The following is a 23,275-nucleotide window of genomic DNA, read 5'->3' on the forward strand; positions in this document are numbered from 1 at the left end:
CGGATGTTTTACCCTGATGCGAAAACCGCGCATCAGGGTACGTCCATGAAACAAATCACCTTCGCTTCCCGCAACCACCAGCTCACCAATACCAATACCTGGACACCGGACAGCCAGTGGCTTGCTTATGATGTGCGCCCGTCAGGCGCGTCGTTCACCGGTGAAACCATCGAGCGGGTAAACGTCTTTACGGGCGAGGTTGACGTGATCTACCGGGCCACTGACGGCGCGCACGTTGGCGTGGTGACCGTTCATCCGGCACAGGAGAAATACGTTTTTATCCACGGCCCGAAAAACCCGGACGCAGAGTGGCAGTATGATTTTCATCATCGTCAGGGGGTGATTGCGCACAATGGCCAGGTGAGCAACCTTGATGCGATGGATATCACCGCGCCTTACACGGCCGGCGCGCTGCGCGGCGGCAGTCACGTCCACGTCTTCAGCCCGAACGGGCAGTTCGTCAGCTTTACCTATAACGACCACGTGCTGCACGAGCGCGATCCGAAGCTGGATTTGCGTAACGTCGGGGTGGCAACGCCTTTTGGCCCGGTGCACCCGCAGGGGAACCATCCGCGGGAATATGCCGGCACATTCTGGAGCGTGCTGGTGAGCCGCACCACGCCGGATCCGAAACCGGGCAGCGATGAGATCGGCCGCGCCTATGAAGAGGGCTGGGTGGGCAACGGCAGGCTGGCGTTTATTGGCGATACCCTGTCTTCGAAAGGCGATAAGGTACCGGAACTGTTTATTGTCGATCTGCCCAAGGACGAGCAGGGCTGGAAGCGGGCGGGCGATGCGCCATTGCAGGGAACGCCGGAAACAATGCCCGCGCCTCCTGCGGGCATAACGCAGCGCCGCTTAACCTTCACCCATCACAAGGCGTATCCGGGGCTGGTTAACGTGCCGCGTCACTGGGTGCGCAGCAACCCGCAGGGGACGCAGATTGCGTTTTTAATGCGCGACGATAGCGGCGTTGTGCAGCTGTGGCTTATCGCACCTGATGGCGGCGAGCCGCGCCAGTTAACCCACAATGAGAGCGACATTCAGTCGGCGTTCAACTGGCATCCTTCCGGCAACGCGCTGGGTTTTGTGCTTGAAGGCCGCATTGCCTGCTGCGATGCGCGGACCGGAGAGGTCACGTTTTTGACGTCCGATCATGGCAACCCGCCGTCTGCTGACGCCGTCGTGTTTTCGCCGGACGGGCGTTTTATTGCGTGGATGGAGGATAAAGCGGGTTTCCGCCAGCTGTGGCTAACGGAAACCGCACGGGACTAGCGTGGAGGCATCGCGGCGGGCGGAATGACGGAGTTGGTCGCCAGATTTTCCTGCTCGCTTTTCTCCACGCGCGAGCGCACGGAGCTGTCGGTGCGGAACATGTCCCACGGCAGCAGAAGCGTATCGGCAACCGCAGTAAATGGCATATCAAGAATCGCCAGAGATTTGGTGCCCCAGTTCGTCTCATCGTCAGAGATCATTGCGGCGCTGGCGCGCGTCCCTGGATATGTTCCTTCTTTACCGCCGGTGTGAGACATCACGCTCGAACACCCGCAAAGTAAAACAACCCCGCTGAACGTCGCCAGCTTAATCAGAACATTTCTCATCATCACTCAGTCATCATTATTAGCACGGCATTGACCTGCAACTCAGGGTTATAGCGAGGCTGGTACAAAATGGACAGCGCAAAACGTCCGCACTGTGGAGGCCATCGCAATTTAACCCTTTGTGCTGTTGCCCCTGAGTCTATGCGACAACCAGCAAAGTGCAAAAAAATCTCACATAAATACGCTTGAAAAGCCCGTAACCAGACCCATTTTAAGAATGTAACCCGATAACGAACACGCCTGATGGGTGTTCGGGGAAACAGAAGCCTGTCCATGGTGGAAGGCTACATTTTCTCGCTGATTTCAGGAGTTTTAATCTATGCGTAATTTCGATCTCTCTCCGCTATACCGTTCTGCCATTGGTTTCGATCGCCTGTTCAACCACTTAGAAAACAATCAGAGCCAGAGCAACGGCTATCCTCCCTACAACGTTGAACTGGTAGACGAAAACCATTATCGCATCGCGATCGCTGTTGCCGGTTTCGCAGAGAGCGAACTGGAGATCACCGCGCAGGATAACCTGCTGGTGGTGAAAGGCTCCCATACGGCCGAGCAGAAAGAACGTACCTACCTTTACCAGGGCATTGCCGAGCGCAACTTTGAACGCAAGTTCCAGCTCGCTGAAAACATTCACGTTAAAGGCGCGAACCTGGTCAACGGCCTGCTGTTTATCGAACTGGAACGTGTGATTCCGGAAGAGAAAAAACCGCGCCGTATCGAAATCAACTAATTGTGCGGGTCGCGAAAGCGGCCCATCTGAAACTGCTTGCCGTAACGGGAGCATATGCGAATCCATAAGGATTTGCAGGAACAATTGTGCACAAAATTAAACTGTGCCGAACTCGCTTCTCAGAAGGAGATTTAGTATGCGTAACTATGATTTTTCCCCTCTGCTGCGTCAGTGGATTGGTTTTGACAAACTGGCTAACGCCCTGCAAAGCGCGACCGAACAGCAGACGTTTCCGCCGTACAACATCGAAAAAAGCGACGATAACCACTACCGCATCACGCTTGCGCTGGCCGGATTCCGTCAGGAAGATCTCGACATTCAGCTTGAGGGCACGCGCCTGACCGTGAAAGGGTCGCCGGAAAAACAGGAAACCGAGACCAAATGGCTGCACCAGGGGCTGGTAACTCAGCCGTTTAGCCTGAGCTTTACCCTGGCAGACCATATGGAAGTTTCTGGCGCGACGTTCACTAACGGGCTGCTGAACATCGATCTTACCCGTAACGTGCCGGAAGCCATTGCGCCCCAGCGCATCGCCATTAGCGAGCGTCCGGCGCTGAACAGCTAATAGCTGTGTCACACTGACCCTCTCCCCCAGGGAGAGGGTGAAAAGTTAAAGCCCTGCCCCGGCAGGGCTTTTTTGTGCGCCATCGCCCATACAGCCGCCGCCAGCTCTGAGAGAATCCTTGGTATACCTATGGTTATACACAGGAAGTGGATCATGAGTGATATCGCGTTAACCGTCAGCGTGTTGGCCCTTGTCGCGGTAGTGGGGCTGTGGCTGGGGAATATCAAAATCCGCGGCGTCGGGTTTGGCATCGGAGGAGTGCTGTTTGGCGGGATTTTCGTCGGCCATTTTGCCGACCAGCTTGGGTGGGTGCTCAGCGCCGATATGCTGCATTTCATCCAGGAGTTCGGCCTGATCCTCTTTGTGTATACCATCGGCATTCAGGTGGGCCCGGGTTTCTTCGCTTCGCTGCGCGTCTCCGGTTTACGGCTCAACCTCTTTGCTTTCGGCATTGTCGTGATGGGTGGGCTGGTCACCGCCATTCTGCATAAGCTCTTCGCCATCCCGCTGCCCGTGGTGCTGGGCATCTTCTCCGGGGCCGTCACCAACACGCCCGCGCTCGGGGCGGGGCAGCAAATTCTGCGCGATTTGGGTATCCCTTCCGACGTCGTCGATCAGATGGGCATGAGCTACGCCATGGCCTATCCGTTCGGCATCTGCGGCATTTTGCTCTCGATGTGGCTGGTGCGCGTGCTGTTTCGCGTTAACGTTGAGCAGGAGGCAAAGGACCATGAAAGCACGCTGACCAACGGCCATACGCTGATCAAAACCATAAACATCCGCGTCGAAAACCCTAACCTTAATAATATGGCGATTCAGGACGTACCCATCCTGAACAGCGCAACCATTATTTGCTCGCGTCTGAAACGCGATGAAACGCTGATGGTGCCCTCGCCCGGCACCCTTATTCAGCACGGCGATCTCCTCCACCTGGTAGGACAGCCGGCAGATTTAAACAACGCGCGGCTAGTGATTGGCCAGGAGGTGGATACCTCGCTCTCTACCCGCGGTACGGACATGCGCGTGGAGCGCGTGGTGGTCACAAACGAGAAAGTGTTAGGCAAGAAAATCCGCGATTTGCAGGTAAAAGAGCGCTATGACGTCGTGATCTCCCGGCTTAATCGCGCCGGCGTCGAGCTGGTCGCAAGCCAGGATGCCAGCCTGCAGTTTGGTGATATTCTCAACCTGGTCGGGCGTCCGGCCTCCATTGATGCGGTCGCGGACATGGTGGGCAACGCGCAGCAGAAGCTTCAGCAGGTGCAGATGCTGCCGGTATTTATCGGCGTCGGGCTTGGCGTCATGCTTGGCTCCATTCCGCTGTACGTGCCCGGCTTCCCGGTCGCGCTCAAGCTGGGTCTGGCGGGCGGACCGCTGATAATGGCGCTGATCCTTGGGCGTATCGGATCCATCGGTAAGCTTTACTGGTTTATGCCCCCGAGCGCTAACCTGGCGCTGCGCGAGTTAGGCATTGTGCTGTTCCTGGCGGTGGTAGGGTTGAAATCGGGCGGCGATTTTGTTGATACCCTGGTGAACGGCGACGGGATCAGCTGGGTAGGATACGGCATCTTTATCACCGCTATCCCGCTGCTAACGGTCGGGATACTGGCGCGAATGTTCGCTAAAATGAACTATCTGACGCTGTGCGGCATGCTGGCGGGCTCGATGACCGACCCGCCGGCGCTGGCTTTTGCAAATAATCTGCACGCCACCAGCGGCGCGGCGGCGCTGTCGTATGCCACGGTCTATCCGCTGGTGATGTTCCTGCGCATCATCACCCCGCAGCTACTGGCGGTGCTGTTCTGGGGAATAGGCTAGTTTCGCTGACCGGCATCGCCCGATGCCGGTCTCCTTGTCCCTGCCATTTTACGCTATGCTGAAGCCTGCCCGCAGCAAGACAAGGAGCCTTCATGAAACTTTCCCGCCTCGGTGAAGCACCGGACTATCGCTTCTCTCTGGCAAACGAGCGTACCTTTTTAGCGTGGATCCGCACGGCGCTGGGCTTTCTGGCCGCAGGCGTTGGGCTTGACCAGCTCGCTCCCGATTTTGCTACCCCGGCGATCCGCGAAGTACTCGCCCTGCTGCTGTGCCTGTTTGCGGGCGTACTGGCGATTTATGGTTATTTGCGCTGGCTGCGAAATGAAAAGGCGATGCGTCTGAAGCAGGATCTCCCCTATACGCGAGGCCTGCTCATCATCAGTACGATACTGCTGGCCGTCGCTGGCGTAGTGATGGTGCTGGTGTTCTATGCCGGATAGCCGCAAAGCGCGCCGCGAAGCCGATCCCGGCCTGCAGCCGGAGCGTACCTCGCTCGCGTGGTTGCGGACCCTGCTGGGATATGGAGCGCTCATCGCCCTGGCGATAAAGCATAACTGGCACCGCACGGGAGGGCCATTCTGGATCGCGCTGGTGGTGCTGGCGCTGGTGGCCCTCGTTTTATGGCGCTACACCCGCAGCCGTAACCTGATGGACGTGGCCCAGAGCGATTTTGTGCAGCCGAAGGCCGTGCGGGACAAGTTCCTGATCGCGCTGGCGGTATTGTTGCTGTCACTGCTGTTTGCGGTGACGCATATTCAGCAAATAGTGAGCCTGTAAGCCCGGTGGCTATGCCTTACCGGGCCTGCGATTATCGGCCTTTTGCTAAATATTTCGCCATCTCATCTTCCGGCACCATGCCGCCGCCGGTTGCCCATACCAGATGGGTAAAGCCGGCATCAGACTGCACGCGCAGCGGCCCGGCCATCCCCGCCAGCGCCGACGGCTCCAGACGGATCCCCTCCTCCTGTGCCAGCCAGCCGAGCATGTCGTACATGCTTTGATCGGACAGGGTATAGAACCCGTCAAGCAGGCGCTCCATCGCGCGGCCGACAAAACCGGACGCCCGACCTACCGCCAGCCCGTCAGCCGCCGTGACGTTGTCGATGCCCAGATCCTGCACGGCGATCTCGTCATGCAGGCCGGTATAAACCCCCAGCAGCATGCACGGCGAGTGGGTCGGCTCGGCAAAGAAGCAGTGCACGTTATCGCCAAAAGCCAGCTTGAGGCCAAACGCCACGCCGCCCGGGCCGCCGCCAACGCCGCACGGCAGATAGACGTTCAGCGGATGCTCCGCATCCACCACGCGTCCCTGTGCGGCAAACTGCGCCTTCAGGCGCTCGCCCGCCACCGCATAGCCCAGGAACAGGGTGCGTGAATTCTCATCGTCAATAAAGAAGCAGTTCGGATCGCTTTCCGCTGCTTTACGACCCTGCTCCACCGCCACGCCGTAATCCTGCTCGTACTCTACGACGGTCACGCCGTGGCCGCGCAGCCTGGCCTTCTTCCACTCGCGGGCGTCGGCAGACATATGCACCGTCACCCTAAAGCCAATGCGCGCGCTCATGATCCCGATGGACATCCCCAGATTGCCGGTTGAGCCTACCGCAATGCTGTACTGGCTGAAGAAGTCCTTAAAGCACGGCTCCAGCAGGATGCTGTAATCGTCTTCCACGCTCAGCAACCCGGCTTCCAGCGCCAGCTTCTCCGCGTGGGCCAGCACCTCATAAATGCCGCCGCGCGCTTTAATCGAGCCGGAGATCGGCAGATGACTGTCTTTTTTTAGCAGCAGCGTGCCGGGAACGGATTTGCCAGATTCTTTCTCCAGCCGCGCCTGCATTGCCGGAATGGCGACCAGCTCAGATTCAATAATCCCCTTCGTGGCGGCCGTCTCCGGGAAGGCTTTCGCCAGATACGGCGCAAAGCGGTTAAGGCGAGCGTGCGCGTCGTCCACGTCGGCTTTGGTCAGCCCGACGTAGGGCAACCCTTCGGCAAGCGTGGTGGTTTTCGGGTTTAGCCAGGTGGTCTCTTTCAGGGCAATCAGGTCCTCAACCAGAGGAAACTGTGCGGTTAACGCGTTGATCGTTGCGCTTTTCATCGTCCATCTCTTCGCAAGGGGTTTCATCCGGTATTAAGCAAAAAAAAGAGGCATACTGACAAATGATATAAATTACGTTTCAGGTGAACCAGATTGAACCAACCACGAAGAGATGAGGGCGATGGAGGAAGATAAGCGACGGCTAAACGGCTGGCAGCTGTCAAAAATGCACACCTTTGAAGCGGCGGCCCGGTATGAATCTTTTGCGCTGGCTGCCGCTGAGCTGTCCCTGACACCCAGCGCGGTGAGCCACCGCATCAGCCTGCTGGAAGAGGAGCTGGGCATTCAGCTGTTTATCCGCTCGCACCGTAAGGTGGAGCTGACGCAGGAGGGAAAGCGCGTTTACTGGACCCTTAAATCGTCCCTCGACACCCTGAATCAGGAGATCCTGGATATTAAAAACCAGGCGCTCTCCGGCACGCTGACGGTCTATTCACGGCCGTCCATCGCCCAGTGCTGGCTGGTACCCATGCTGGGCGACTTTACCCGCCGCTACCCGTCGATTTCGCTCACCGTCCTGACCGGCAATGATTACGTTAATATGCAGCGAACGGGGATCGATCTGGCGCTCTACTTCGACGATACGCCGCCAAACCACGTCTCTCATCACTTTTTGATGGACGAAGAGATTATGCCCGTCTGCTCGCCGACCTACGCCCGCGAGCATGCGCTGCAGGAAAACCCGGCGCAGCTCGGCCACTGCACGCTGCTGCACGACCGCCAGGCCTGGAGCAATGATACCGGCACGGATGAATGGCTAAGCTGGGCGCAGCATTTTGCGGTGAATATACCGCCATCGTCGGGGATGGGTTTCGATCGCTCAGACTTAGCGATTATCGCGGCCGTTAATCACCTGGGCGTGGCGATGGGCAGAAAGCGGCTGGTGCAAAAGCGGCTTGAGCGGGGCGAGCTCATCGCCCCGTTTGGCAGCAAGGCTCTCAAATGCCATCAGCACTATTACATCTCCACGCTTCCCGGCCGCCAGTGGCCGAAAATCGATGCCTTTATCGGCTGGCTGAGGGAGCAGGCAGGCTGAAGAATTATTACGCTTTGGCGCTACACCAAATGTGAAAAAGCGTGCTAAATACAGGTAATGCTATTGATGTGTCCTGGATAAACCGTGCTAAAGGCTTTTATTGTCACCCTGTTAGCGATCGCTTCCGGCTGGGCCTGTGCCGCTGAGCCGCCCCTCACGGCTGCCCGATACGCGCAGTTGCTGGGCGTGGGGATGGACGTGGACTGGGCGCGCACCGAGCGCGGCATCCGGGAGTTCGACCCGCTGGTGGTCCGCGATTTTCGGGTGAAGGGCATAACGCACGTGCGTATTCGTGTGGCGGGCGAGCCGACGGAAGCGCGGCTGATTCACCTGCGCAAGCTGGTGGAGGCCTGCAGGCAGTACGGCGTGATCCCGATCGTTGCTTATCAGGCCGATGAATATAAAAATGACCCGAAAGCCGATACCGAGAAAGAGACGATCGGCTGGTGGATTGCCGTGGCGCACTATTTTAGCCACAGCTACCCGCTGCTCGGTTTTGACCTCATTTACGAGCCAACCGACAGGCTGAACCACAACCTCGCGTCGTTAAACCGCGTCTATGAAAAAAGCATTAAGGCAATCCACGACATCGACCCGCAGCGCATGATCTTCATCGCACCGCGCCTGCGGGCCGCGCCGGAGGATTTATCCAGCCTGAAGCTGCCTGCCCATAGTCAGAACTACCTGCTGGCGGAGTGGCATATTTTTCCGTGGGGGCCGCTGAAAATTAACGGCAGATACCCGTGGACCTCCGGCACGGCGGCGGAGAAAGCGGCGATCCGTAACCGCATCACTACCGCGCTGCGCTGGCAGCAAAAAACCGGGCACGTCAGCTGGGTTGGCGGCTGGGGCGTGGGAGAATCACAAAGCCTGTCGCCAACCGCCTCGCAAATGGCGTTCGCGACGTTTATGGCCTGCGAGCTGCAGCAGGCGAAAATTCCGTATGCGCTGAACGCCGATTTCCAGTTTTACGACGGGGAAGAGGGTGCCTGGCGGCCTGCGCCAGAGCCGTTATTACAGGCGATGATTGCGCCCGTCTGTGAAAAGCCCGGCGAGAAGCCGGGCCATCGTGCGGTTAAACCGGCTGCTCGTGATGCGAAACACGCGACGCCAGCGGCAGCCAGCACAGCAAAATCAGCAGCCCCATCAGGGTCATCAGCAAACCTAAACTAGCCTGCCCGGTCTGCGGCATCATTGCCGACAGCCAGGCCAGCGCGCCGGAACCGATGTTCTGCAAACCGCCCACCAGCGCGCCCGCGGTGCCCGCCAGGAACGGGAACGGCTCCATCGCGCCGCTGGTGGCGAGCGGGAACAGCATGCCCGCGCCGAAGAAGAACAGCGCCGCCGGGACGAGTAGCGTCCAGACCGACATGACGTCAAACAGCCCCGGGATCCACATCATCAGCCCGGCCAGCAGGCAGCTAATGACCGATTGCCACATCAGCGTGGAGAAGCGCTTGTTCGGGCGACCGGCGAACCATGCCCCGAAGAACGCCGCCGGGATCGGCAGAATAAACAGAATGCTTACCACCATGCTGCTCAGGCCCAGACCCGCCCCCAGCAGCACGCCGGAGCAGGCCTCGAATACCGCGATACCCGCCAGTCCGCCGATCAGCATCAGCAGGTAGCACGTAAACGCCCCGTTGCCGAACAGCGTTTTGTAGCTGGTGATGAGCCGGGTGCGCGGCGCGTCCTGCGGCCGCGTTTCCGGCATCCAGCGCGCCATGCTGAAGGTGACAATCACGCACAGCACCAGCAGGAAGGCGTAGCAGGCGCGCCAGGACCATACGGTATCCAGCAGCCCCCCAATCAGCGGCGCGAGGAGCGGGCTGACCAGAATGCCCATGTTTAACAGGCTGTTGGCGTGACGAAGCTGGGTGCCCTGGTACATATCGCGCGGCAGGGTACGCGCCATGACTCCGCCGACGCCCGTGCCCACGCCCTGAAGGGCGCTGGCGGCAATCAGTACGGTCAGGCTATGGGTAGCAATGGCAATCACCGTCGCCACCATGAAAATGCTCATACCCACCAGGATCACCGGGCGACGCCCGACGCGATCGGAGAGCGGGCCGTAGATGAGTTGCGAAACGCCGTAGGTCAGCAGGTAGGCTGCCATCACGCTCTGAACCGCGCCTTCGCGAACGTTCAGGTCTTTTGCCATGTCGGCAATAGCCGGAATGTAGATCGTTTGCGCCATCTGACCGACGGCCACGAGTAACACCAGCATCAACAATAGGTTCACGTTCCGTTGCTTTTTCATGTCGCTGAATACTTTTGCCAAAAGAGAGAAATGAAGAATAAGTGACTACGCATTCCCATAAATGCGCGAGGAATCTACCACAGAGAGATGACAATTTAAGCATTGTCGTGGTGAATGGGAAAAGCGGAAAAGGCAGGATTTGTAAACAATATCGGCAACTAATGTTGCCAGTGGATTACGCGAGGCGTAACAGGATCGCGCCAGCGGCAATTCCCAGCGCCGCCGCGACGCGCAGGCCGCTAACCTTCTCTTTTAAAAGCACAAATGCAATGGCTGTGCCAAAGAGAATTGAGGTTTCACGCAGCGCCGCGACCACGGCCAGGGGCGCCTGCGTCATCGCCCAGAGCGCCAGGCCGTAAGAACCCATGGTGGCAATGCCGCCGGGCAATCCTTTTTTCCAGTGCAGGCGCAGGTAGCCGGACGCTTCACGGCGGCGCGCCACCATCGCCCAGCCCAGCAGGCAGGCGCCGTTCATGAAGAAGGTCCAGAGCGTGTAGCCCAGCGCGGAATCCGCTAACCGCACCCCGGTACCGTCCACCAGCGTATACCCGGCGATAAAACAGGCGTTCAGCAGGGCAAGCCAGATCCCCTTGCGTGAGTGCACGCGCCCATGCATCGACATCGCCAGAATAGAAAGGCAGATCGTGCCAATACCGGTCCAGGCGAGCCAGGAGAGGCTATCCCCGAGCATCAGCACGCTGGCCAGCGCCACCAGCAGCGGGGCGGTTCCGCGCATCAGCGGGTAGGTCTGGCTCATGTCGGAGACCTGATAGGTTTTTGCCACCAGCACCGTGTACACCACCTGTAAGGCGCAGGAGACGAACAAATATGGCCAGCTGGCGGCGGAAGGCTGCGCAGAGAAAGGCAGTAAAATCAGGGCAATAAGCGCGGCGGAGCCGCTGACGCTAATGGCGGAATAGAGCTTGTCCGTTCCGGCTTTTACAATGGCGTTCCAGCTGGCATGCAGCAGTGCGGCGAACAGCAGAATGCAGAAAACGGTGATGGTCATGGCGTACCGGATGGCGAAATGTCATCCAACTGTAACATTCACCCGTCGATGCTGCTACCCGTCTACACCGCGCAAAACAGGCGGTGCGTTACCCGGGGTTCGTCCGAGACCAGCGTAAAACCCGCCCGGTGATAGAACCCGAACGCAGCGTCCGGCGCATGGGTATTCAGAAAATCAAACCAGATGCTGGCGTCGGCCATCACCACGGTTAAAAGCTGTTTACCAATCCCCATCCCGCGGTACTTCTCGCTGACGTAGAGATGCCGAATGCGTCCGGCGCGCGGCTGCTGGCTGAACGGATCGCGGTTAAGGCCGCACACGCCCACCAGCCTGCCGTTGAGAAACGCGCCCAGCAGCTTTTCGCCCGGCGCGTTAAAACGATTTTCACCACGCTGCCAGTTTTCTTCCAGCCTGCGCAGCATGCTGAAATTTAAGGCGATACTCTCGGCCTTCAGGGCAATATACCCCGGCTCGTCCGGTGTGACAGGCTCAATTAACAGACGCGACATAGCATTCCCTCGTTATTAAAGAGGGGCGGTTGCCCGCCCCTCTCAGGTGCGACTTGAACCTGAATCACCGAATGAATTTCAGGACAGCATCAAGCAGTTGCAGTACAGCAACAATGAGTTTGAGGATAAGTATGACCATATCCACGACGCTCATACGCGTCTCCTTTTGGTTAAAAGGAGCACGATGCTGGCGTACCTTTCCGCCGCCTGTGGCCAGCACCTGGATTGACGTAACACAGTGTGCTCACTTCAGGGGTTAAGGCACTGACGGCACCACCCGTTTCAGCCAGGACTTCGTTGCGCCGGTAGAACTGCGGCCCCCTCGCTCACTGCGAACATACTCAGTATAGATAAATACTGTATGTATGAACAGTATTTTGTGGACAAAAAGTGGAAGGCAATCCATACTCAAAAACGTCAAAATCCGTGCCGGAATTGCGCGTTCGTGTTCGATCGCGTATACTTTTCGCGTTGACGTAACACAGTGTGTTCTGCGGCGACCAACCGCAAAACCCTGAAAAAAAACCTCGCTTAGGCGGGGTTTTTTGTTTTCTGGTCTGCTCAAAAAAGATGTCTGTTGACTTATTGGCAATGGACGCGGCTGGCATGCGATTTACTACAAATATATATTTTATAAATCCAAACTGTATATTATATATTTATTGCTCATGATTATAAGTTAACACCACTAACTGTGTAGCTTTATATAAATATTAATGTCCTGCGGGAAATTAAATTCCCTCTCATATAATCGATATAAATATAAATTAGCCAACTTATTTCTCATGTAAATATTTATATAAGTTCATCTTGCTAGTTTGAAATCCAGGATTTTTCAATGTATATTTTTTGTAGCCAACATATCGTATGGATACATTATGCAAGCATCTGATTATTTAAAGATGAAGTTTCAGAGTGACAGGCAGTTAGCTCTTTATGGACAGCAAGGCGTTGCAGGGACATGGAAAGCATTAAAGGGGATCGGTTCTGATATTTATTCAGGAATGGAGCGAGTAAGTTGGTACTCTTCATGCTTAATCCCCGGCTATCAAGATGTGTGTGATGAGCTTCTCTCAGAAGAAAAGAGAATGTACCTCTCAATTCTCTCGCTTTACCGTTATCGCGATGTAATAGCACATATGCTATACCTTTATTTTGAATGTGTTATTACCGATTCTGAAAATGGAAATGAAAAAAATCGCGTTCGTAAGATGGATTCAAAAGTAACGGGGCTTGTTAACAACATACCGACAAGCAAGGCCGCGCGTTTGGCGATAGCATGGGGGCTGGCCAAATTCCTTTCCGAATCTGGCATACTCTCTGAAATCGTCGTCGAACGGCTTGCACGCCGCGTACCTAATGTTGTCATGGCGCTTCAACTGATTGGAACGGAACAGAAGTGCGCTCTTGCTGCTCGTCGCCTGAAAACATTGGATTCTAAGTATTATGCCACCCTCTATGCCGCACAACTGGAGATGCTTTACTACTTTTTTGAGCCTTTCCTGTCTGAACTCATTAAGAAGGTGCAGATGGGATTCTATCAGGATTTCGATGCAATTTATAACGACTTAAAGGGTAAAGGGCATGTTTAAGAGCTTGTTGTCAATTCTGTTCTCGGATGTTTTATTCCCCTTTTATATTTTTGCGTGCGCCTCTTTGTTCCTGTGGTTGGTGCCTAACCACTGGGTATTACTAACATTCATTTCTATCATTGTATTTATTATTCTTCATCCGATAATTTTTGGCCGATTTGATAAGTACGATTAAATAGTATAAAAAGGATTTTTTATGTCAAACCCAGCTTATTTGTTTCTAACCGATGAAAACGGTTCTCCTATGGTTGGTCCTTGCCTTGTGTCAGGACGTGAAGGTGCAATTGAACTCAAATCGTTCACTCATAATGTCAACATCCCAGTCGACGGGAATACCGGGAAATTAACGGGCACGCGAATACACATGCCCATCATGTTCCAGAAAGAATTTGATCGTGTAACCCCACTTCTTTTTCGCGCACTGAGTACAGGAAGAACGCTCCAGTCAGCCACCATTAAGATGTATGAGATTAATGAGGTGGGTTTAGAGCAGGAATATTTTAATATTCTTCTGGAGAATGTGAAAATAACCTCAATCACACCAGACCTGTATCCTGGCGCAAACACCGGAACACACCTTGAAACGGTTCTTATACGCTACGAGAAAATCACCTGGAAGCATTGCGATGGGAATGTCATCTATAGTGACTCCTGGAATGAGCGAGCAACGTACTGAAACGTGATCCCTGACGCATTTTTGCGCAGATGAAAATATTTCCATTGTCACGTACGAAAACCTGTGTTTGTATAAATTCAATCAATGATTCCAAACACAGGTCCCCCATGACTGCATCCATGAACACCGCGACCCTACTAAAAACTGCGCAACCAGCCGCAGTGGTCGTCGTGCGTGTGGTGGTGGTCGTCGGCAATGCGCCGTAGGGACTGGATCAACACACGAATCCAAAACCCCGCCGGCGCAAACCGGGCGGGGTTTTTCGTTTAGGACCCCTCCCCGGAAAGTCGGCCCATAAAAGGACTGGAGCATGGCAAGTTCGGGCACAACATCCTTAAAGACGCGCTTTACAGGCGCGCAGCTGATTGTTCATTTACTGGAACGACAGGGCATTACCACGGTTGCGGGCATCCCTGGCGGCACGGTGCTGCCGCTGTACGATGCGTTAAGCCAGAGCACGCAGATCCGCCACGTGCTGGCGCGCCACGAGCAGGGGGCAGGCTTTATCGCTCAGGGCATGGCGCGTACGCAGGGCAAACCGGCGGTCTGCATGGCCTGTAGCGGGCCGGGCGCAACCAACCTGGTGACCGCCATCGCCGACGCGCGGCTCGACTCCATTCCGCTGATCTGCATTACCGGTCAGGTGCCGTCGTCGATGATCGGTACCGACGCGTTCCAGGAAGTGGATACCTACGGCATCTCTATCCCCATCACCAAACATAACTATTTAGTTCGCGATATCAGCGAGCTTCCTCAGGTTATCAGCGATGCGTTCCGCATTGCGCAGTCTGGCCGCCCGGGCCCGGTGTGGATAGACATTCCTAAGGATGTCCAGACCGCAGAAATTGAGATCGACGTGCTGCCGGAGCCGGGCGACCGCGCGCCCGCGCCCGAATTCAGCGCTGAATGCGTGCGCGACGCCGCGGCCATGATTAACGCAGCCAAACGTCCGGTGCTCTATCTGGGCGGCGGGGCAATCAACGCCGCGGATGAAATCCGTCAGTTCGCTGAAAAAGCTAACCTGCCCACCACCATGACCCTGATGGCGCTGGGCATGCTGCCCAAAGCGCACCCGCTCTCTCTGGGGATGCTGGGCATGCACGGCGCGCGCAGCACCAACTATATTCTGCAGGAGGCTGATTTGCTGATCGTGATGGGCGCGCGTTTTGATGACCGGGCGATCGGCAAAACCGAGCAGTTCTGCCCGAACGCGAAAATCATTCACGTGGATATCGACCGCGCCGAGCTGGGTAAAATCAAGCAGCCGCACGTGGCGATTCAGGGCGACGTGGCCGACGTGCTGGCGCAGCTGATCCCGCAGACGGACGCGACCGACCGCGCCGGGTGGCGTCAGCTGGTGGCCGATCTGCAGCGCGAGTTCCCGGGCGCCATCCCGTCCGAAGGCGACCCGCTGAGCCACTATGGCCTCATCAACGCCGTTGCCGCCTGCGTGGACGACAGCGCGATTATTACCACCGACGTGGGGCAACACCAGATGTGGACCGCGCAGGCCTATCCGCTGAACCGCCCGCGCCAGTGGCTGACTTCCGGTGGTCTGGGGACCATGGGCTTTGGCCTGCCAGCGGCAGTAGGGGCGGCGCTCGCCAACCCTGACCGCAAGGTGATCTGCTTCTCCGGCGACGGCAGCCTGATGATGAATATTCAGGAGATGGCCACCGCGGCGGAAAACCAGCTGGACGTCAAAATCATCCTGATGAACAACGAGGCGCTGGGGCTGGTGCACCAGCAGCAGAGTCTGTTCTACAAGCAGGGCGTGTTTGCCGCGACCTATCCGGGGACGATCAACTTTATGCAGATTGCCGCCGGTTTTGGCCTGCATACCTGCGATCTGAACGCGGAAGAGGACGCCCACGCGGCGCTGCAGGCGGCGATCTCCCGCCCTGGCCCGGCGCTGATCCACGTGCGTATCGACGCGCAGCAAAAAGTGTATCCAATGGTGCCGCCGGGTGCGGCAAATACTGAGATGGTGGGGGAATAAGCCATGCAGAAACAACATGAAAACGTCATTCTGGAACTCACCGTCCGCAACCACCCTGGCGTCATGACGCACGTCTGCGGGCTGTTTGCCCGCCGCGCGTTTAACGTGGAAGGTATTCTCTGTCTGCCGATTCAGGGCAGCGAGCACAGCCGCATCTGGCTGCTGGTCAACGATGACCAGCGTCTGGAGCAGATGATGGCGCAAATCGACAAGCTGGAAGACGTCACCAGAGTGGTGCGCAACCAGTCCGATCCCACCATGTTTAACAAAATTGCGGTGTTCTTCGAATAAATCGCTCATTGCTTGAACACCCGTGCGCTTATCGTTAAGGTAAGCGCGTTTTTTTATCCGCCCGCCAGGAACGCGCCATGACCACCATCGCCCTTATCGACGATCACCTAATCGTCCGCTCCGGATTTGCCCAGCTTTTAAACCTCGAACCGGATTTTCAGGTGGTGGCCGAGTTCGGCTCCGGGCGCGAGGCGCTGGCGGGCCTGCCGGGGCGCGGGGTACAGGTGTGCATCTGCGATATCTCCATGCCGGATCTCTCCGGGCTGGAGCTGTTAAGCCAGCTGCCAAAAGGGATGGCGACCATCATGCTCTCGGTTCACGACAGCCCGGCGCTGGTGGAGCAGGCGCTCAACGCGGGCGCGCGCGGGTTCCTTTCCAAACGCTGCAGCCCGGACGAGCTGATTGCCGCCGTGCGCACCGTCTCTACCGGCGGCTGCTACCTGACGCCGGATATCGCCATCAAGCTGGCGGCCGGACGGCAGGATCCGCTGACAAAACGCGAGCGTCAGGTGGCGGAAAAGCTTGCCCAGGGGATGACGGTGAAAGAGATTGCCGTAGAGCTTGGCCTGTCGCCAAAAACCGTTCACGTTCACCGCGCCAACCTGATGGAAAAACTGAACGTCAGCAACGACGTTGAGCTGGCGCGCCGCATGTTTGACGGCTGGCAATGAACCCGCTGATTTCGCGGCTGATCGCCGTCGTTGCCAGCTTTTTTATCTTCTCCGCCGCGTGGTTTTGCCTGTGGAGCATCAGCCTGCATCTGGTGGAGCGCCCGGAGCTGGCGGTGCTGCTGTTCCCCTTCGGCCTGCGTCTTGGATTAATGCTGCAATGCCCGCGCGGCTACTGGCCGGTGCTGCTTGGCGCGGAGTGGCTGATGCTGATCTGGCTGGCGCGGGAGGTGGCGCTGGCGCATCTGCCGTTATTGACGATCGGGAGCGTGCTCACGCTCCTCCCGGTTGCGCTTATCTCCCGCTACCGCCACCAGCGCGACTGGCGCACGCTGCTGCGTCAGGGTGCGGCGCTAATTGCCGCCGCGCTGCTGCAGTCCCTGCCGTGGGTGGGCGACAAGGAGATGCTCAACGCCCTGCTGCTGACCCTGACCGGCGGCCTGACGCTGGCGCCGACCTGTCTGGTTTTCTGGCACTACCTCACCAGCACCGTCTGGCAGCCGCTCGGCCCGGCGCTGGTGTCACAGCCCGTCAACTGGCGCGCCCGGCACCTCATCTGGTATCTGCTGCTGTTTGTGGTTAGCCTCTGGCTACAGCTTGGCCTGCCCGCTGAACTATCGCGCTTCACGCCGTTTTGTCTGGCGCTGCCGATCGTTGCCCTTGCCTGGCACTACGGCTGGCAGGGAGCGCTGATTGCGACCCTGATGAACGCCATCGCGCTGATCGCCAGCCAGACCTGGCACGACCATCCGGTGGATTTACTGCTCTCGCTGCTGGCGCAAAGCCTGACCGGGCTGCTGCTCGGGGCGGGCATTCAGCGTCTGCGCGAGCTGAACCTCTCCCTGCAAACCGAGCTGGCGCGCAACCGCCGTCTGGCTGAACGCCTGCTGGAGACCGAAGAGAGCGTGCGGCAGGAGGTTGCCCGCGAGCTGCACGATGATATCGGCCAGACCATTACCGCCATCCGCACGCAGGCGGGCATCGTCCAGCGTCTGGCGGCGGAAAACGCGGGCGTGAAGCAGGGCGGGGCGCATATCGAACAGCTTTCGTTAGGCGTATATGACTCGGTGCGCCGGCTGTTAGGGCGGCTGCGCCCGCGCCAGCTCGACGACCTTTCGCTGGCGCAGGCGGTGCGCTCCCTGATGCGCGAGATGGAGCTGGAAAGCCGCGGGATTGTCAGCCACCTCGACTGGCGCATTGATGAACCTGCGCTGAGCGAAGGCCAGCGCGTGACGCTGTTCCGCGTCTGTCAGGAAGGGCTGAACAATATCGTCAAACACGCCAGCGCCAGCGCGGTGACGATACAGGGCTGGCAGCAGGACGAGCGCCTGATGCTGGTGATTGAAGATGACGGCTGCGGCCTGCCGCCGGGCTCCGGCCAGCAGGGATTTGGCCTGGCGGGCATGCGCGAGCGCGTCAAGGCGCTGGGCGGCACGCTGAACATCTCCTGCACCCACGGGACGCGCGTCAGCGTCAGCTTGCCGCTTCGGAGTCACCATGTTTAACACCCCTGTCGACGCAGCCCCGATACGCGATAAGGCGGAAATCGACGCCCGCTACCGCTACTGGCGACGCCATATCCTCGTCACTATCTGGCTCGGCTACGCGCTGTTCTACTTCACCCGCAAAAGCTTCAACGCCGCCGCGCCGGAGATCCTCGCCAGCGGCGTGATGGCGCGCACCGATATCGGCCTGCTGGCGACGCTGTTTTATATCACCTACGGCCTGTCGAAGTTTTTCTCCGGCATCGTCAGCGACCGCTCCAACGCGCGCTATTTTATGGGATTCGGGCTGATCGCCACCGGCGTGGTGAACATCCTGTTTGGCTTCTCTACCTCGCTGTGGGCCTTTGCCCTGCTGTGGGCGCTGAACGCCTTTTTCCAGGGATGGGGCGCGCCGGTGTGTGCCCGCCTGCTCACCGCCTGGTACTCGCGCAACGAGCGCGGCGGCTGGTGGGCCATCTGGAACACCGCGCATAACGTCGGCGGGGCGCTGATCCCGATGGTGGTGGGCGCGGCAGCGCTGCACTACGGCTGGCGCGCGGGGATGATGATTGCCGGCTGTCTCGCGATCCTCGCCGGGCTGTTCCTCTGCTGGCGGCTGCGCGACAGGCCGCAAACCGTGGGGCTTCCGCCGGTAGGCGACTGGCGGCACGACGAGATGGAGATTGCCCAGCAGCAGGAGGGGGCGGGGCTGTCCCGCAAGGAGATCCTTACCAAATACGTGCTGAAAAACCCGTACATCTGGCTGCTGTCGCTCTGCTACGTGCTGGTCTACGTGGTGCGCGCGGCCATCAACGACTGGGGCAATCTGTACATGTCCGAGACGCTGGGTGTGGATCTGGTGACCGCCAACTCGGCGGTGACCATGTTCGAGCTGGGCGGGTTTATCGGCGCGCTGGTGGCGGGCTGGGGCTCGGACAAACTGTTCAACGGCAACCGCGGCCCGATGAACCTCATTTTTGCCGCCGGGATCCTACTCTCCGTCGGCTCGCTGTGGCTGATGCCGTTCGCCAGCTACGTGATGCAGGCGGCGTGCTTCTTCACCACCGGCTTCTTCGTGTTCGGCCCGCAGATGCTGATCGGCATGGCGGCGGCGGAGTGTTCGCACAAAGAGGCGGCAGGGGCGGCGACGGGCTTTGTCGGCCTGTTCGCCTACCTGGGGGCGTCGCTCTCCGGCTGGCCGCTGGCGCGAATAATCGACATCTGGCACTGGAGCGGATTCTTCGCGGTGATCGCCATCGCGGCGGGGATTTCGGCCCTGCTGCTGCTGCCGTTTTTGCATGCGCAGGCGCCGCGCGAGGTAAACGAAGCGTGATGCGCTTCACCTTTTGGTGCCGGGTGGCGCAAAACTAAGACATTTTCCCGGTTTTACCTGGACGCTGTCTCAGGCATCTCTCCCGGCTGATTTTTACAATGCGGTAAAAATCAGCTCAGGAGTAAACCAACCATGCTGGCCTTTCTCAATCAGGTGCGCAAGCCGACCCTGGATCTGCCGCTCGACGTGCGGCGCAAGATGTGGTTCAAACCGTTCATGCAGTCTTATCTGGTGGTCTTTATCGGCTACCTGACCATGTACCTGATCCGCAAAAACTTTAACATCGCCCAGAACGACATGATCTCAACCTACGGGCTGAGCATGACGCAGCTGGGGATGATTGGCCTGGGCTTCTCCATCACCTACGGGGTGGGGAAAACGGTTGTGTCCTACTACGCGGACGGCAAAAACACCAAGCAGTTCCTGCCGTTTATGCTGATCCTCTCCGCCATCTGTATGCTTGGCTTCAGCGCCAGCATGGGCGCAGGCTCCGTTAGCCTGTTCCTGATGATCGCCTTCTACGCCCTGAGCGGTTTCTTCCAGAGTACCGGCGGGTCGTGCAGCTACTCCACCATCACCAAATGGACCCCGCGGCGCAAGCGCGGTTCGTACCTCGGCCTGTGGAATATCTCCCACAACCTCGGCGGTGCCGGTGCGGCAGGCGTGGCGCTGTTCGGCGCGAACGTCCTGTTCGACGGCCACGTGATCGGCATGTTTATCTTCCCGTCGATTATCGCCCTGATCGTTGGCTTTATCGGCCTGCGCTACGGCAGCGACTCCCCGGAATCTTACGGCCTCGGCAAAGCCGAAGAGCTGTTCGGGGAGGAGATCAGCGAAGAGGACAAAGAGACTGAAGAGAACGAGATGTCCAAATGGCAGATCTTTGTTGAATACGTGCTGAAAAACAAAGTGATCTGGCTGCTGTGCTTCTCAAATATCTTCCTGTATGTGGTGCGCATCGGTATCGACCAGTGGTCAACCGTGTATGCCTTCCAGGAGCTGAAGCTCTCGAAAGAGGTGGCGATTCAGGGCTTCACCCTGTTCGAAGTGGGCGCGCTGGTCGGCACCCTGCTGTGGGGCTGGCTCTCGGATCTCGCCAACGGCCGTCGCGCGCTGGTGGCCTGCGTTGCGCTGGCGCTGATTATCGCCACGCTCGGCGTGTACCAGCACGCCAGCAACCAGTACGTCTACCTGGCGTCCCTGTTCGCGCTCGGCTTCCTGGTGTTTGGCCCGCAGCTGCTGATTGGCGTGGCGGCGGTCGGCTTCGTGCCGAAAAAAGCGATCGGTGCCGCCGACGGGATCAAAGGCACCTTCGCCTACCTGATCGGCGACAGCTTTGCCAAGCTGGGCCTGGGGATGATCGCCGACGGCACGCCGATTTTCGGCCTCACTGGCTGGGCGGGCACCTTCGCGGCGCTGGATGCGGCAGCGATTGGCTGTATCGTACTGATGGCGATGGTGGCGGTACTGGAAGAACGTAAAATTCGCCGTGAAAATCGTGCGCAGAAATTAAAAGCGGCCTGAGTGTGCAGGTAACTTCTTTGCCCGGCGTGTGATGCCGGGCTTTTTTGTTTTGAATCTCCAGTCTTTACCCCGCTTTACACACCCATTCCTCTCCTTGCTCTACAGTGTTTTTGCTGCCGCCTTTCGCGCAGCCTTAGCCCTTTTTGCTATTGGAGAGCTTGCATGTTGACCCGACGATTATCCTGCCTGGCGCTGCTGGTGGCGCTGTCAGCCCCCGCATTGGCTGCGGATGCCCCTACCTACGGCGAGAAGCTGGAAGGTTTCGACTACGGCTGGCCGGTAAAACACTTTACGTTTACCTCGCAAAACCAGTCTCTGGATATGGCTTATCTGGACGTGAAGCCGGAAAAACCCAACGGCCGCACCGCGGTGCTGATGCACGGCAAAAACTTCTGCGCCGGCACCTGGGACGGTACTATCCGCGCGCTGTCGGCGAGCGGATATCGGGTGATCGCCCCCGACCAGATCGGCTTCTGTAAATCCACCAAGCCGGAGCGGTATCAGTACACCTTCCAGCAGCTGGCGGATAACACCCACGCCTTGCTGAAAACCCTCGGCGTCGATCGCGTGACGGTTATCGGCCACTCGACCGGCGGCATGCTGGCGACCCGCTACGCGCTGATGTGGCCGCAGCAGGTGGAGCAGCTGGTGATGGTCAACCCGATAGGCCTGGAGGACTGGAAAGCGCGCGGCGTGCCGCATATTACGGTCGACCAGTGGTACCAGCGCGAGCTGAAGGTCAGCGCCGACGGCATTCGTCAGTACGAGAAAAATACCTACTATGCCGGAGAGTGGAAGCCGGAGTATGAGCGTTGGGTCACCATGCTCGCCGGGCTGAACAACGGGCCGGGAAAAAAACGTGTGGCCTGGAACTCGGCGCTGCTCTACGACATGATCTACACCCAGCCGGTGATCTACGAATTTAGTGAACTGAAGATGCCGGTATTATTGATGATCGGCACGAAGGACAACACCGCCATCGGGAAAGATCTCGCCCCGCCTGAGATCCGCAAAACGCTCGGCAACTATGCGGTGCTGGGAAAGGAGACGGCGAAGCGCATCCCGCACGCGACGCTGGTCGAGTTCAACGACATGGGCCACGCGCCGCAGATGCAGGATCCTGAGCGCTTCCACGAGGCGCTGCTTAAGGGACTTCAGGCCCGCTGACTGGTTTGCAGTAACAGCCCGCGCAGCCACGCCTGCGCGGGATTGCGGTGCGTTCTGCCGTGCCAGGCCATACTTTTGGTAAAGCCTGGCACGGGAACTGGCGTCTCGCAGATGAACATCCCCGTCTGATTTTCCGCGATGCGTGACGGCACGACGGCAATCATATCGCTGAGGGCCAGCACGTCCGGCAGAACCAAAAAGTGGCTCACCGAGAGACCCACGTGCCGCGTCCGGCCAATTTTCTCCAGCGCGCTATCGGTTACCCCGCGAAAGCCGTCTCCCTCGTAAGAGACCAGCACATGCTCAAGGGCGCAAAATCGCTCTAACGTCATTGGCTCTCCGGCGTTTGGATGGTCGGCGCGCATCATGCATACGTACCGTTCATCATAAAGCGCACGGCTGTGAAGCTCATCGGGCGTGGTGTGGGGGGTGATAAGCGCTACGTCAATAGCGCCCTGCTCAAGCTGGCTGACAAGGCTACCGGGGGTAACGGGCACCACGCGCACGCGTATGCCAGGCGCCTGTGTTTTAAGGGCGGCGATAAACGGCACAGCAACCGCCCGAAGTGCATAATCCGTAGCGGCAAGAGTGAAGGTGAGGCGAGCGGTATTAGGGTCAAAGGCAACGGGCTGAAGCAGCACGTCGATATCCGCGAGAATGCGCTTCACCGGAGCGGCCAGCGCTTCAGCGCGCGTGGTTGGCACCATGCCGTGCGGGGCGCGGATAAAGAGCGGATCGTCGAAGTAGTCCCGCAGGCGGTTGAGCATGCCGCTCACGGCGGGCTGGGTCAGAGCAAGACGCGCCGCCGCGCGGGTGACGCTGCGTTCATCCAGCAGAGCGTCGAGCGTTTTCAGCAGGTTTAGATCCAGCGTGCGCAGATCCGCTTTCATGGTGTTTTGCTACCTCTTTTCCGTTCACTAT

At 58.3% G+C, this 23,275-nt stretch carries 25 protein-coding genes and 1 other annotated feature; of the genes, 18 read left to right on the plus strand and 7 right to left on the minus strand.

Translation table 11 applies throughout. The features are described from left to right. The first annotated feature begins 45 nt into the window (after nucleotides 1–45). Nucleotides 46–1,275, plus strand: coding sequence for a DUF3748 domain-containing protein (locus tag IM304_RS12890; RefSeq protein ID WP_227009613.1), 1,230 nt, complete (start codon nucleotides 46–48; stop codon nucleotides 1,273–1,275). Here IM304_RS12890 and IM304_RS12895 read toward each other — a convergent pair. Then, the gene (locus IM304_RS12895; protein WP_148420365.1) at nucleotides 1,272–1,604 is read right to left on the minus strand and encodes a YceK/YidQ family lipoprotein; all 333 of its coding nucleotides are present in this window, start codon (nucleotides 1,602–1,604) and stop codon (nucleotides 1,272–1,274) included. The two genes, IM304_RS12890 and IM304_RS12895, sit on opposite strands and share 4 nt — an antisense overlap. Nucleotides 1,605–1,853: 249 nt before the next feature. Then, nucleotides 1,854–1,927: a sequence feature (ROSE (Repression Of Heat Shock gene Expression) occurs in the 5'-region of heat shock genes and acts as an RNA thermometer to modulate expression.), on the plus strand. Between IM304_RS12895 and ibpA the strand changes: the two genes are divergently transcribed. The 5 genes from ibpA to IM304_RS12920 all read left to right on the plus strand — a co-directional run bounded on the left by ibpA (nucleotide 1,921) and on the right by IM304_RS12920 (nucleotide 5,488). Continuing rightward, nucleotides 1,921–2,331, plus strand: coding sequence for a small heat shock chaperone IbpA (gene ibpA, locus IM304_RS12900; protein ID WP_006177605.1), 411 nt, complete (start codon nucleotides 1,921–1,923; stop codon nucleotides 2,329–2,331). It overlaps the preceding feature by 7 nt. 136 nt (nucleotides 2,332–2,467) lie before the next feature. Further along, nucleotides 2,468–2,896, plus strand: a complete 429-nt coding sequence (gene ibpB, locus IM304_RS12905) for a small heat shock chaperone IbpB (protein WP_176609127.1) — start codon at nucleotides 2,468–2,470, stop codon at nucleotides 2,894–2,896. Nucleotides 2,897–3,049: 153 nt separating this feature from the next. After that, nucleotides 3,050–4,711 carry a putative transporter gene (locus IM304_RS12910; protein WP_193355445.1) on the plus strand — a complete coding sequence of 554 codons (1,662 nt, stop codon included), beginning with the start codon at nucleotides 3,050–3,052 and terminating at the stop codon, nucleotides 4,709–4,711. 92 nt (nucleotides 4,712–4,803) lie between these two features. Beyond that, on the plus strand, nucleotides 4,804–5,151 hold the full coding sequence (locus tag IM304_RS12915; protein WP_148420369.1) for a YidH family protein: 348 nt from the start codon (nucleotides 4,804–4,806) through the stop codon (nucleotides 5,149–5,151). Beyond that, nucleotides 5,141–5,488 (plus strand): DUF202 domain-containing protein, encoded by a 348-nt coding sequence (locus tag IM304_RS12920; protein ID WP_148420370.1) that lies wholly within the window; start codon nucleotides 5,141–5,143, stop codon nucleotides 5,486–5,488. Before IM304_RS12915 ends, IM304_RS12920 begins: the two co-directional genes overlap by 11 nt. 31 nt (nucleotides 5,489–5,519) lie before the next feature. Here the strand turns inward: IM304_RS12920 and dsdA are convergent, their stop codons facing one another. Further along, entirely contained in the window at nucleotides 5,520–6,806 is a 1,287-nt protein-coding gene (dsdA, locus tag IM304_RS12925) for a D-serine ammonia-lyase (protein ID WP_193355444.1), read from the minus strand. 121 nt (nucleotides 6,807–6,927) lie between these two features. On the opposite strand from dsdA, the gene dsdC reads away from it, so the two are divergent. Together dsdC and IM304_RS12935 are read left to right on the plus strand one after the other, a co-directional pair. Continuing rightward, nucleotides 6,928–7,842, plus strand: a complete 915-nt coding sequence (dsdC, locus tag IM304_RS12930; RefSeq protein WP_255517729.1) for a DNA-binding transcriptional regulator DsdC — start codon at nucleotides 6,928–6,930, stop codon at nucleotides 7,840–7,842. An 84-nt stretch (nucleotides 7,843–7,926) separates the two neighbouring features. Further along, on the plus strand, nucleotides 7,927–9,015 hold the full coding sequence (locus IM304_RS12935) for a cellulase family glycosylhydrolase (RefSeq protein WP_193355442.1): 1,089 nt from the start codon (nucleotides 7,927–7,929) through the stop codon (nucleotides 9,013–9,015). Here the strand turns inward: IM304_RS12935 and emrD are convergent. The 4 genes from emrD to tisB form a co-directional block, all read right to left on the minus strand. Next, entirely contained in the window at nucleotides 8,918–10,102 is a 1,185-nt protein-coding gene (gene emrD / locus IM304_RS12940) for a multidrug efflux MFS transporter EmrD (protein ID WP_193355441.1), read from the minus strand. The genes IM304_RS12935 and emrD overlap by 98 nt on opposite strands. Nucleotides 10,103–10,277: 175 nt before the next feature. Next, complete coding sequence (locus IM304_RS12945; protein WP_193355440.1) at nucleotides 10,278–11,111, minus strand: DMT family transporter; 834 nt, start codon at nucleotides 11,109–11,111, stop codon at nucleotides 10,278–10,280. Between the two features lie 62 nt (nucleotides 11,112–11,173). Then, a complete protein-coding gene (locus IM304_RS12950; protein ID WP_193355439.1) occupies nucleotides 11,174–11,620 on the minus strand; it encodes a GNAT family N-acetyltransferase in 447 nt (148 codons plus the stop codon). Nucleotides 11,621–11,684: 64 nt separating this feature from the next. Continuing rightward, entirely contained in the window at nucleotides 11,685–11,774 is a 90-nt protein-coding gene (gene tisB / locus IM304_RS22425) for a type I toxin-antitoxin system toxin TisB (protein WP_047347446.1), read from the minus strand. Between the two features lie 724 nt (nucleotides 11,775–12,498). On the opposite strand from tisB, the gene IM304_RS12960 reads away from it, so the two are divergent. The 10 genes from IM304_RS12960 to IM304_RS13005 all read left to right on the plus strand — a co-directional run bounded on the left by IM304_RS12960 (nucleotide 12,499) and on the right by IM304_RS13005 (nucleotide 22,354). Continuing rightward, nucleotides 12,499–13,212 (plus strand): hypothetical protein, encoded by a 714-nt coding sequence (locus tag IM304_RS12960; protein WP_193355438.1) that lies wholly within the window; start codon nucleotides 12,499–12,501, stop codon nucleotides 13,210–13,212. 196 nt (nucleotides 13,213–13,408) lie between these two features. Then, nucleotides 13,409–13,888: a type VI secretion system tube protein TssD gene (locus IM304_RS12965; protein ID WP_193355437.1), complete on the plus strand. Its 480-nt coding sequence runs from the start codon at nucleotides 13,409–13,411 to the stop codon at nucleotides 13,886–13,888. A gap of 107 nt (nucleotides 13,889–13,995) precedes the next feature. Further along, complete coding sequence (gene ivbL, locus IM304_RS12970; protein WP_071830013.1) at nucleotides 13,996–14,094, plus strand: ilvB operon leader peptide IvbL; 99 nt, start codon at nucleotides 13,996–13,998, stop codon at nucleotides 14,092–14,094. A 104-nt stretch (nucleotides 14,095–14,198) separates the two neighbouring features. Further along, nucleotides 14,199–15,887 carry an acetolactate synthase large subunit gene (gene ilvB / locus IM304_RS12975; RefSeq protein WP_193355436.1) on the plus strand — a complete coding sequence of 563 codons (1,689 nt, stop codon included), beginning with the start codon at nucleotides 14,199–14,201 and terminating at the stop codon, nucleotides 15,885–15,887. A 3-nt stretch (nucleotides 15,888–15,890) separates the two neighbouring features. Beyond that, a complete protein-coding gene (gene ilvN, locus IM304_RS12980) occupies nucleotides 15,891–16,178 on the plus strand; it encodes an acetolactate synthase small subunit (RefSeq protein WP_148420378.1) in 288 nt (95 codons plus the stop codon). A gap of 77 nt (nucleotides 16,179–16,255) precedes the next feature. Next, complete coding sequence (uhpA, locus tag IM304_RS12985) at nucleotides 16,256–16,849, plus strand: transcriptional regulator UhpA (RefSeq protein WP_176609115.1); 594 nt, start codon at nucleotides 16,256–16,258, stop codon at nucleotides 16,847–16,849. Next, on the plus strand, nucleotides 16,846–18,351 hold the full coding sequence (gene uhpB / locus IM304_RS12990; protein WP_193355435.1) for a signal transduction histidine-protein kinase/phosphatase UhpB: 1,506 nt from the start codon (nucleotides 16,846–16,848) through the stop codon (nucleotides 18,349–18,351). The genes uhpA and uhpB overlap by 4 nt, the downstream gene beginning before the upstream one ends. Continuing rightward, on the plus strand, nucleotides 18,344–19,663 hold the full coding sequence (locus IM304_RS12995) for an MFS transporter (protein WP_193355434.1): 1,320 nt from the start codon (nucleotides 18,344–18,346) through the stop codon (nucleotides 19,661–19,663). Before uhpB ends, IM304_RS12995 begins: the two co-directional genes overlap by 8 nt. Before the next feature lie 132 nt (nucleotides 19,664–19,795). Continuing rightward, nucleotides 19,796–21,187, plus strand: coding sequence for a hexose-6-phosphate:phosphate antiporter (uhpT, locus tag IM304_RS13000; RefSeq protein ID WP_193355433.1), 1,392 nt, complete (start codon nucleotides 19,796–19,798; stop codon nucleotides 21,185–21,187). A gap of 162 nt (nucleotides 21,188–21,349) precedes the next feature. Further along, complete coding sequence (locus tag IM304_RS13005; RefSeq protein ID WP_193355432.1) at nucleotides 21,350–22,354, plus strand: alpha/beta fold hydrolase; 1,005 nt, start codon at nucleotides 21,350–21,352, stop codon at nucleotides 22,352–22,354. On the opposite strand, the gene IM304_RS13010 is transcribed toward IM304_RS13005, so the two are convergent. Continuing rightward, nucleotides 22,342–23,244: a LysR family transcriptional regulator gene (locus tag IM304_RS13010; protein WP_193355431.1), complete on the minus strand. Its 903-nt coding sequence runs from the start codon at nucleotides 23,242–23,244 to the stop codon at nucleotides 22,342–22,344. The genes IM304_RS13005 and IM304_RS13010 overlap by 13 nt on opposite strands. Nucleotides 23,245–23,275 lie beyond the last annotated feature (31 nt).

It is taken from the genome of Enterobacter cloacae complex sp. P40C2 (assembly GCF_014930695.1).
GTDB classification, from domain to species: Bacteria; Pseudomonadota; Gammaproteobacteria; order Enterobacterales; family Enterobacteriaceae; genus Enterobacter; species Enterobacter pasteurii.

Excerpts from the sequence above, each read along its gene's own strand:
- uhpA (WP_176609115.1), top strand. The coding sequence starts at position 16,256 with ATGACCACCATCGCCCTTATCGACGATCACCTAATCGTCCGCTCCGGA.
- ivbL (WP_071830013.1), top strand. The coding sequence starts at position 13,996 with ATGACTGCATCCATGAACACCGCGACCCTACTAAAAACTGCGCAACCA.
- IM304_RS12890 (WP_227009613.1), top strand. The coding sequence starts at position 46 with ATGAAACAAATCACCTTCGCTTCCCGCAACCACCAGCTCACCAATACC.
- IM304_RS13005 (WP_193355432.1), top strand. The coding sequence starts at position 21,350 with ATGTTGACCCGACGATTATCCTGCCTGGCGCTGCTGGTGGCGCTGTCA.
- dsdA (WP_193355444.1), bottom strand. The coding sequence starts at position 6,806 with ATGAAAAGCGCAACGATCAACGCGTTAACCGCACAGTTTCCTCTGGTT.
- ibpB (WP_176609127.1), top strand. The coding sequence starts at position 2,468 with ATGCGTAACTATGATTTTTCCCCTCTGCTGCGTCAGTGGATTGGTTTT.
- uhpT (WP_193355433.1), top strand. The coding sequence starts at position 19,796 with ATGCTGGCCTTTCTCAATCAGGTGCGCAAGCCGACCCTGGATCTGCCG.
- IM304_RS12895 (WP_148420365.1), bottom strand. The coding sequence starts at position 1,604 with ATGATGAGAAATGTTCTGATTAAGCTGGCGACGTTCAGCGGGGTTGTT.
- IM304_RS12965 (WP_193355437.1), top strand. The coding sequence starts at position 13,409 with ATGTCAAACCCAGCTTATTTGTTTCTAACCGATGAAAACGGTTCTCCT.
- dsdC (WP_255517729.1), top strand. The coding sequence starts at position 6,928 with ATGGAGGAAGATAAGCGACGGCTAAACGGCTGGCAGCTGTCAAAAATG.
- IM304_RS12920 (WP_148420370.1), top strand. The coding sequence starts at position 5,141 with ATGCCGGATAGCCGCAAAGCGCGCCGCGAAGCCGATCCCGGCCTGCAG.
- IM304_RS12995 (WP_193355434.1), top strand. The coding sequence starts at position 18,344 with ATGTTTAACACCCCTGTCGACGCAGCCCCGATACGCGATAAGGCGGAA.
- ibpA (WP_006177605.1), top strand. The coding sequence starts at position 1,921 with ATGCGTAATTTCGATCTCTCTCCGCTATACCGTTCTGCCATTGGTTTC.
- uhpB (WP_193355435.1), top strand. The coding sequence starts at position 16,846 with ATGAACCCGCTGATTTCGCGGCTGATCGCCGTCGTTGCCAGCTTTTTT.
- emrD (WP_193355441.1), bottom strand. The coding sequence starts at position 10,102 with ATGAAAAAGCAACGGAACGTGAACCTATTGTTGATGCTGGTGTTACTC.
- ilvN (WP_148420378.1), top strand. The coding sequence starts at position 15,891 with ATGCAGAAACAACATGAAAACGTCATTCTGGAACTCACCGTCCGCAAC.
- tisB (WP_047347446.1), bottom strand. The coding sequence starts at position 11,774 with ATGAGCGTCGTGGATATGGTCATACTTATCCTCAAACTCATTGTTGCT.
- IM304_RS12915 (WP_148420369.1), top strand. The coding sequence starts at position 4,804 with ATGAAACTTTCCCGCCTCGGTGAAGCACCGGACTATCGCTTCTCTCTG.
- IM304_RS13010 (WP_193355431.1), bottom strand. The coding sequence starts at position 23,244 with ATGAAAGCGGATCTGCGCACGCTGGATCTAAACCTGCTGAAAACGCTC.
- IM304_RS12910 (WP_193355445.1), top strand. The coding sequence starts at position 3,050 with ATGAGTGATATCGCGTTAACCGTCAGCGTGTTGGCCCTTGTCGCGGTA.
- ilvB (WP_193355436.1), top strand. The coding sequence starts at position 14,199 with ATGGCAAGTTCGGGCACAACATCCTTAAAGACGCGCTTTACAGGCGCG.
- IM304_RS12945 (WP_193355440.1), bottom strand. The coding sequence starts at position 11,111 with ATGACCATCACCGTTTTCTGCATTCTGCTGTTCGCCGCACTGCTGCAT.
- IM304_RS12960 (WP_193355438.1), top strand. The coding sequence starts at position 12,499 with ATGCAAGCATCTGATTATTTAAAGATGAAGTTTCAGAGTGACAGGCAG.
- IM304_RS12950 (WP_193355439.1), bottom strand. The coding sequence starts at position 11,620 with ATGTCGCGTCTGTTAATTGAGCCTGTCACACCGGACGAGCCGGGGTAT.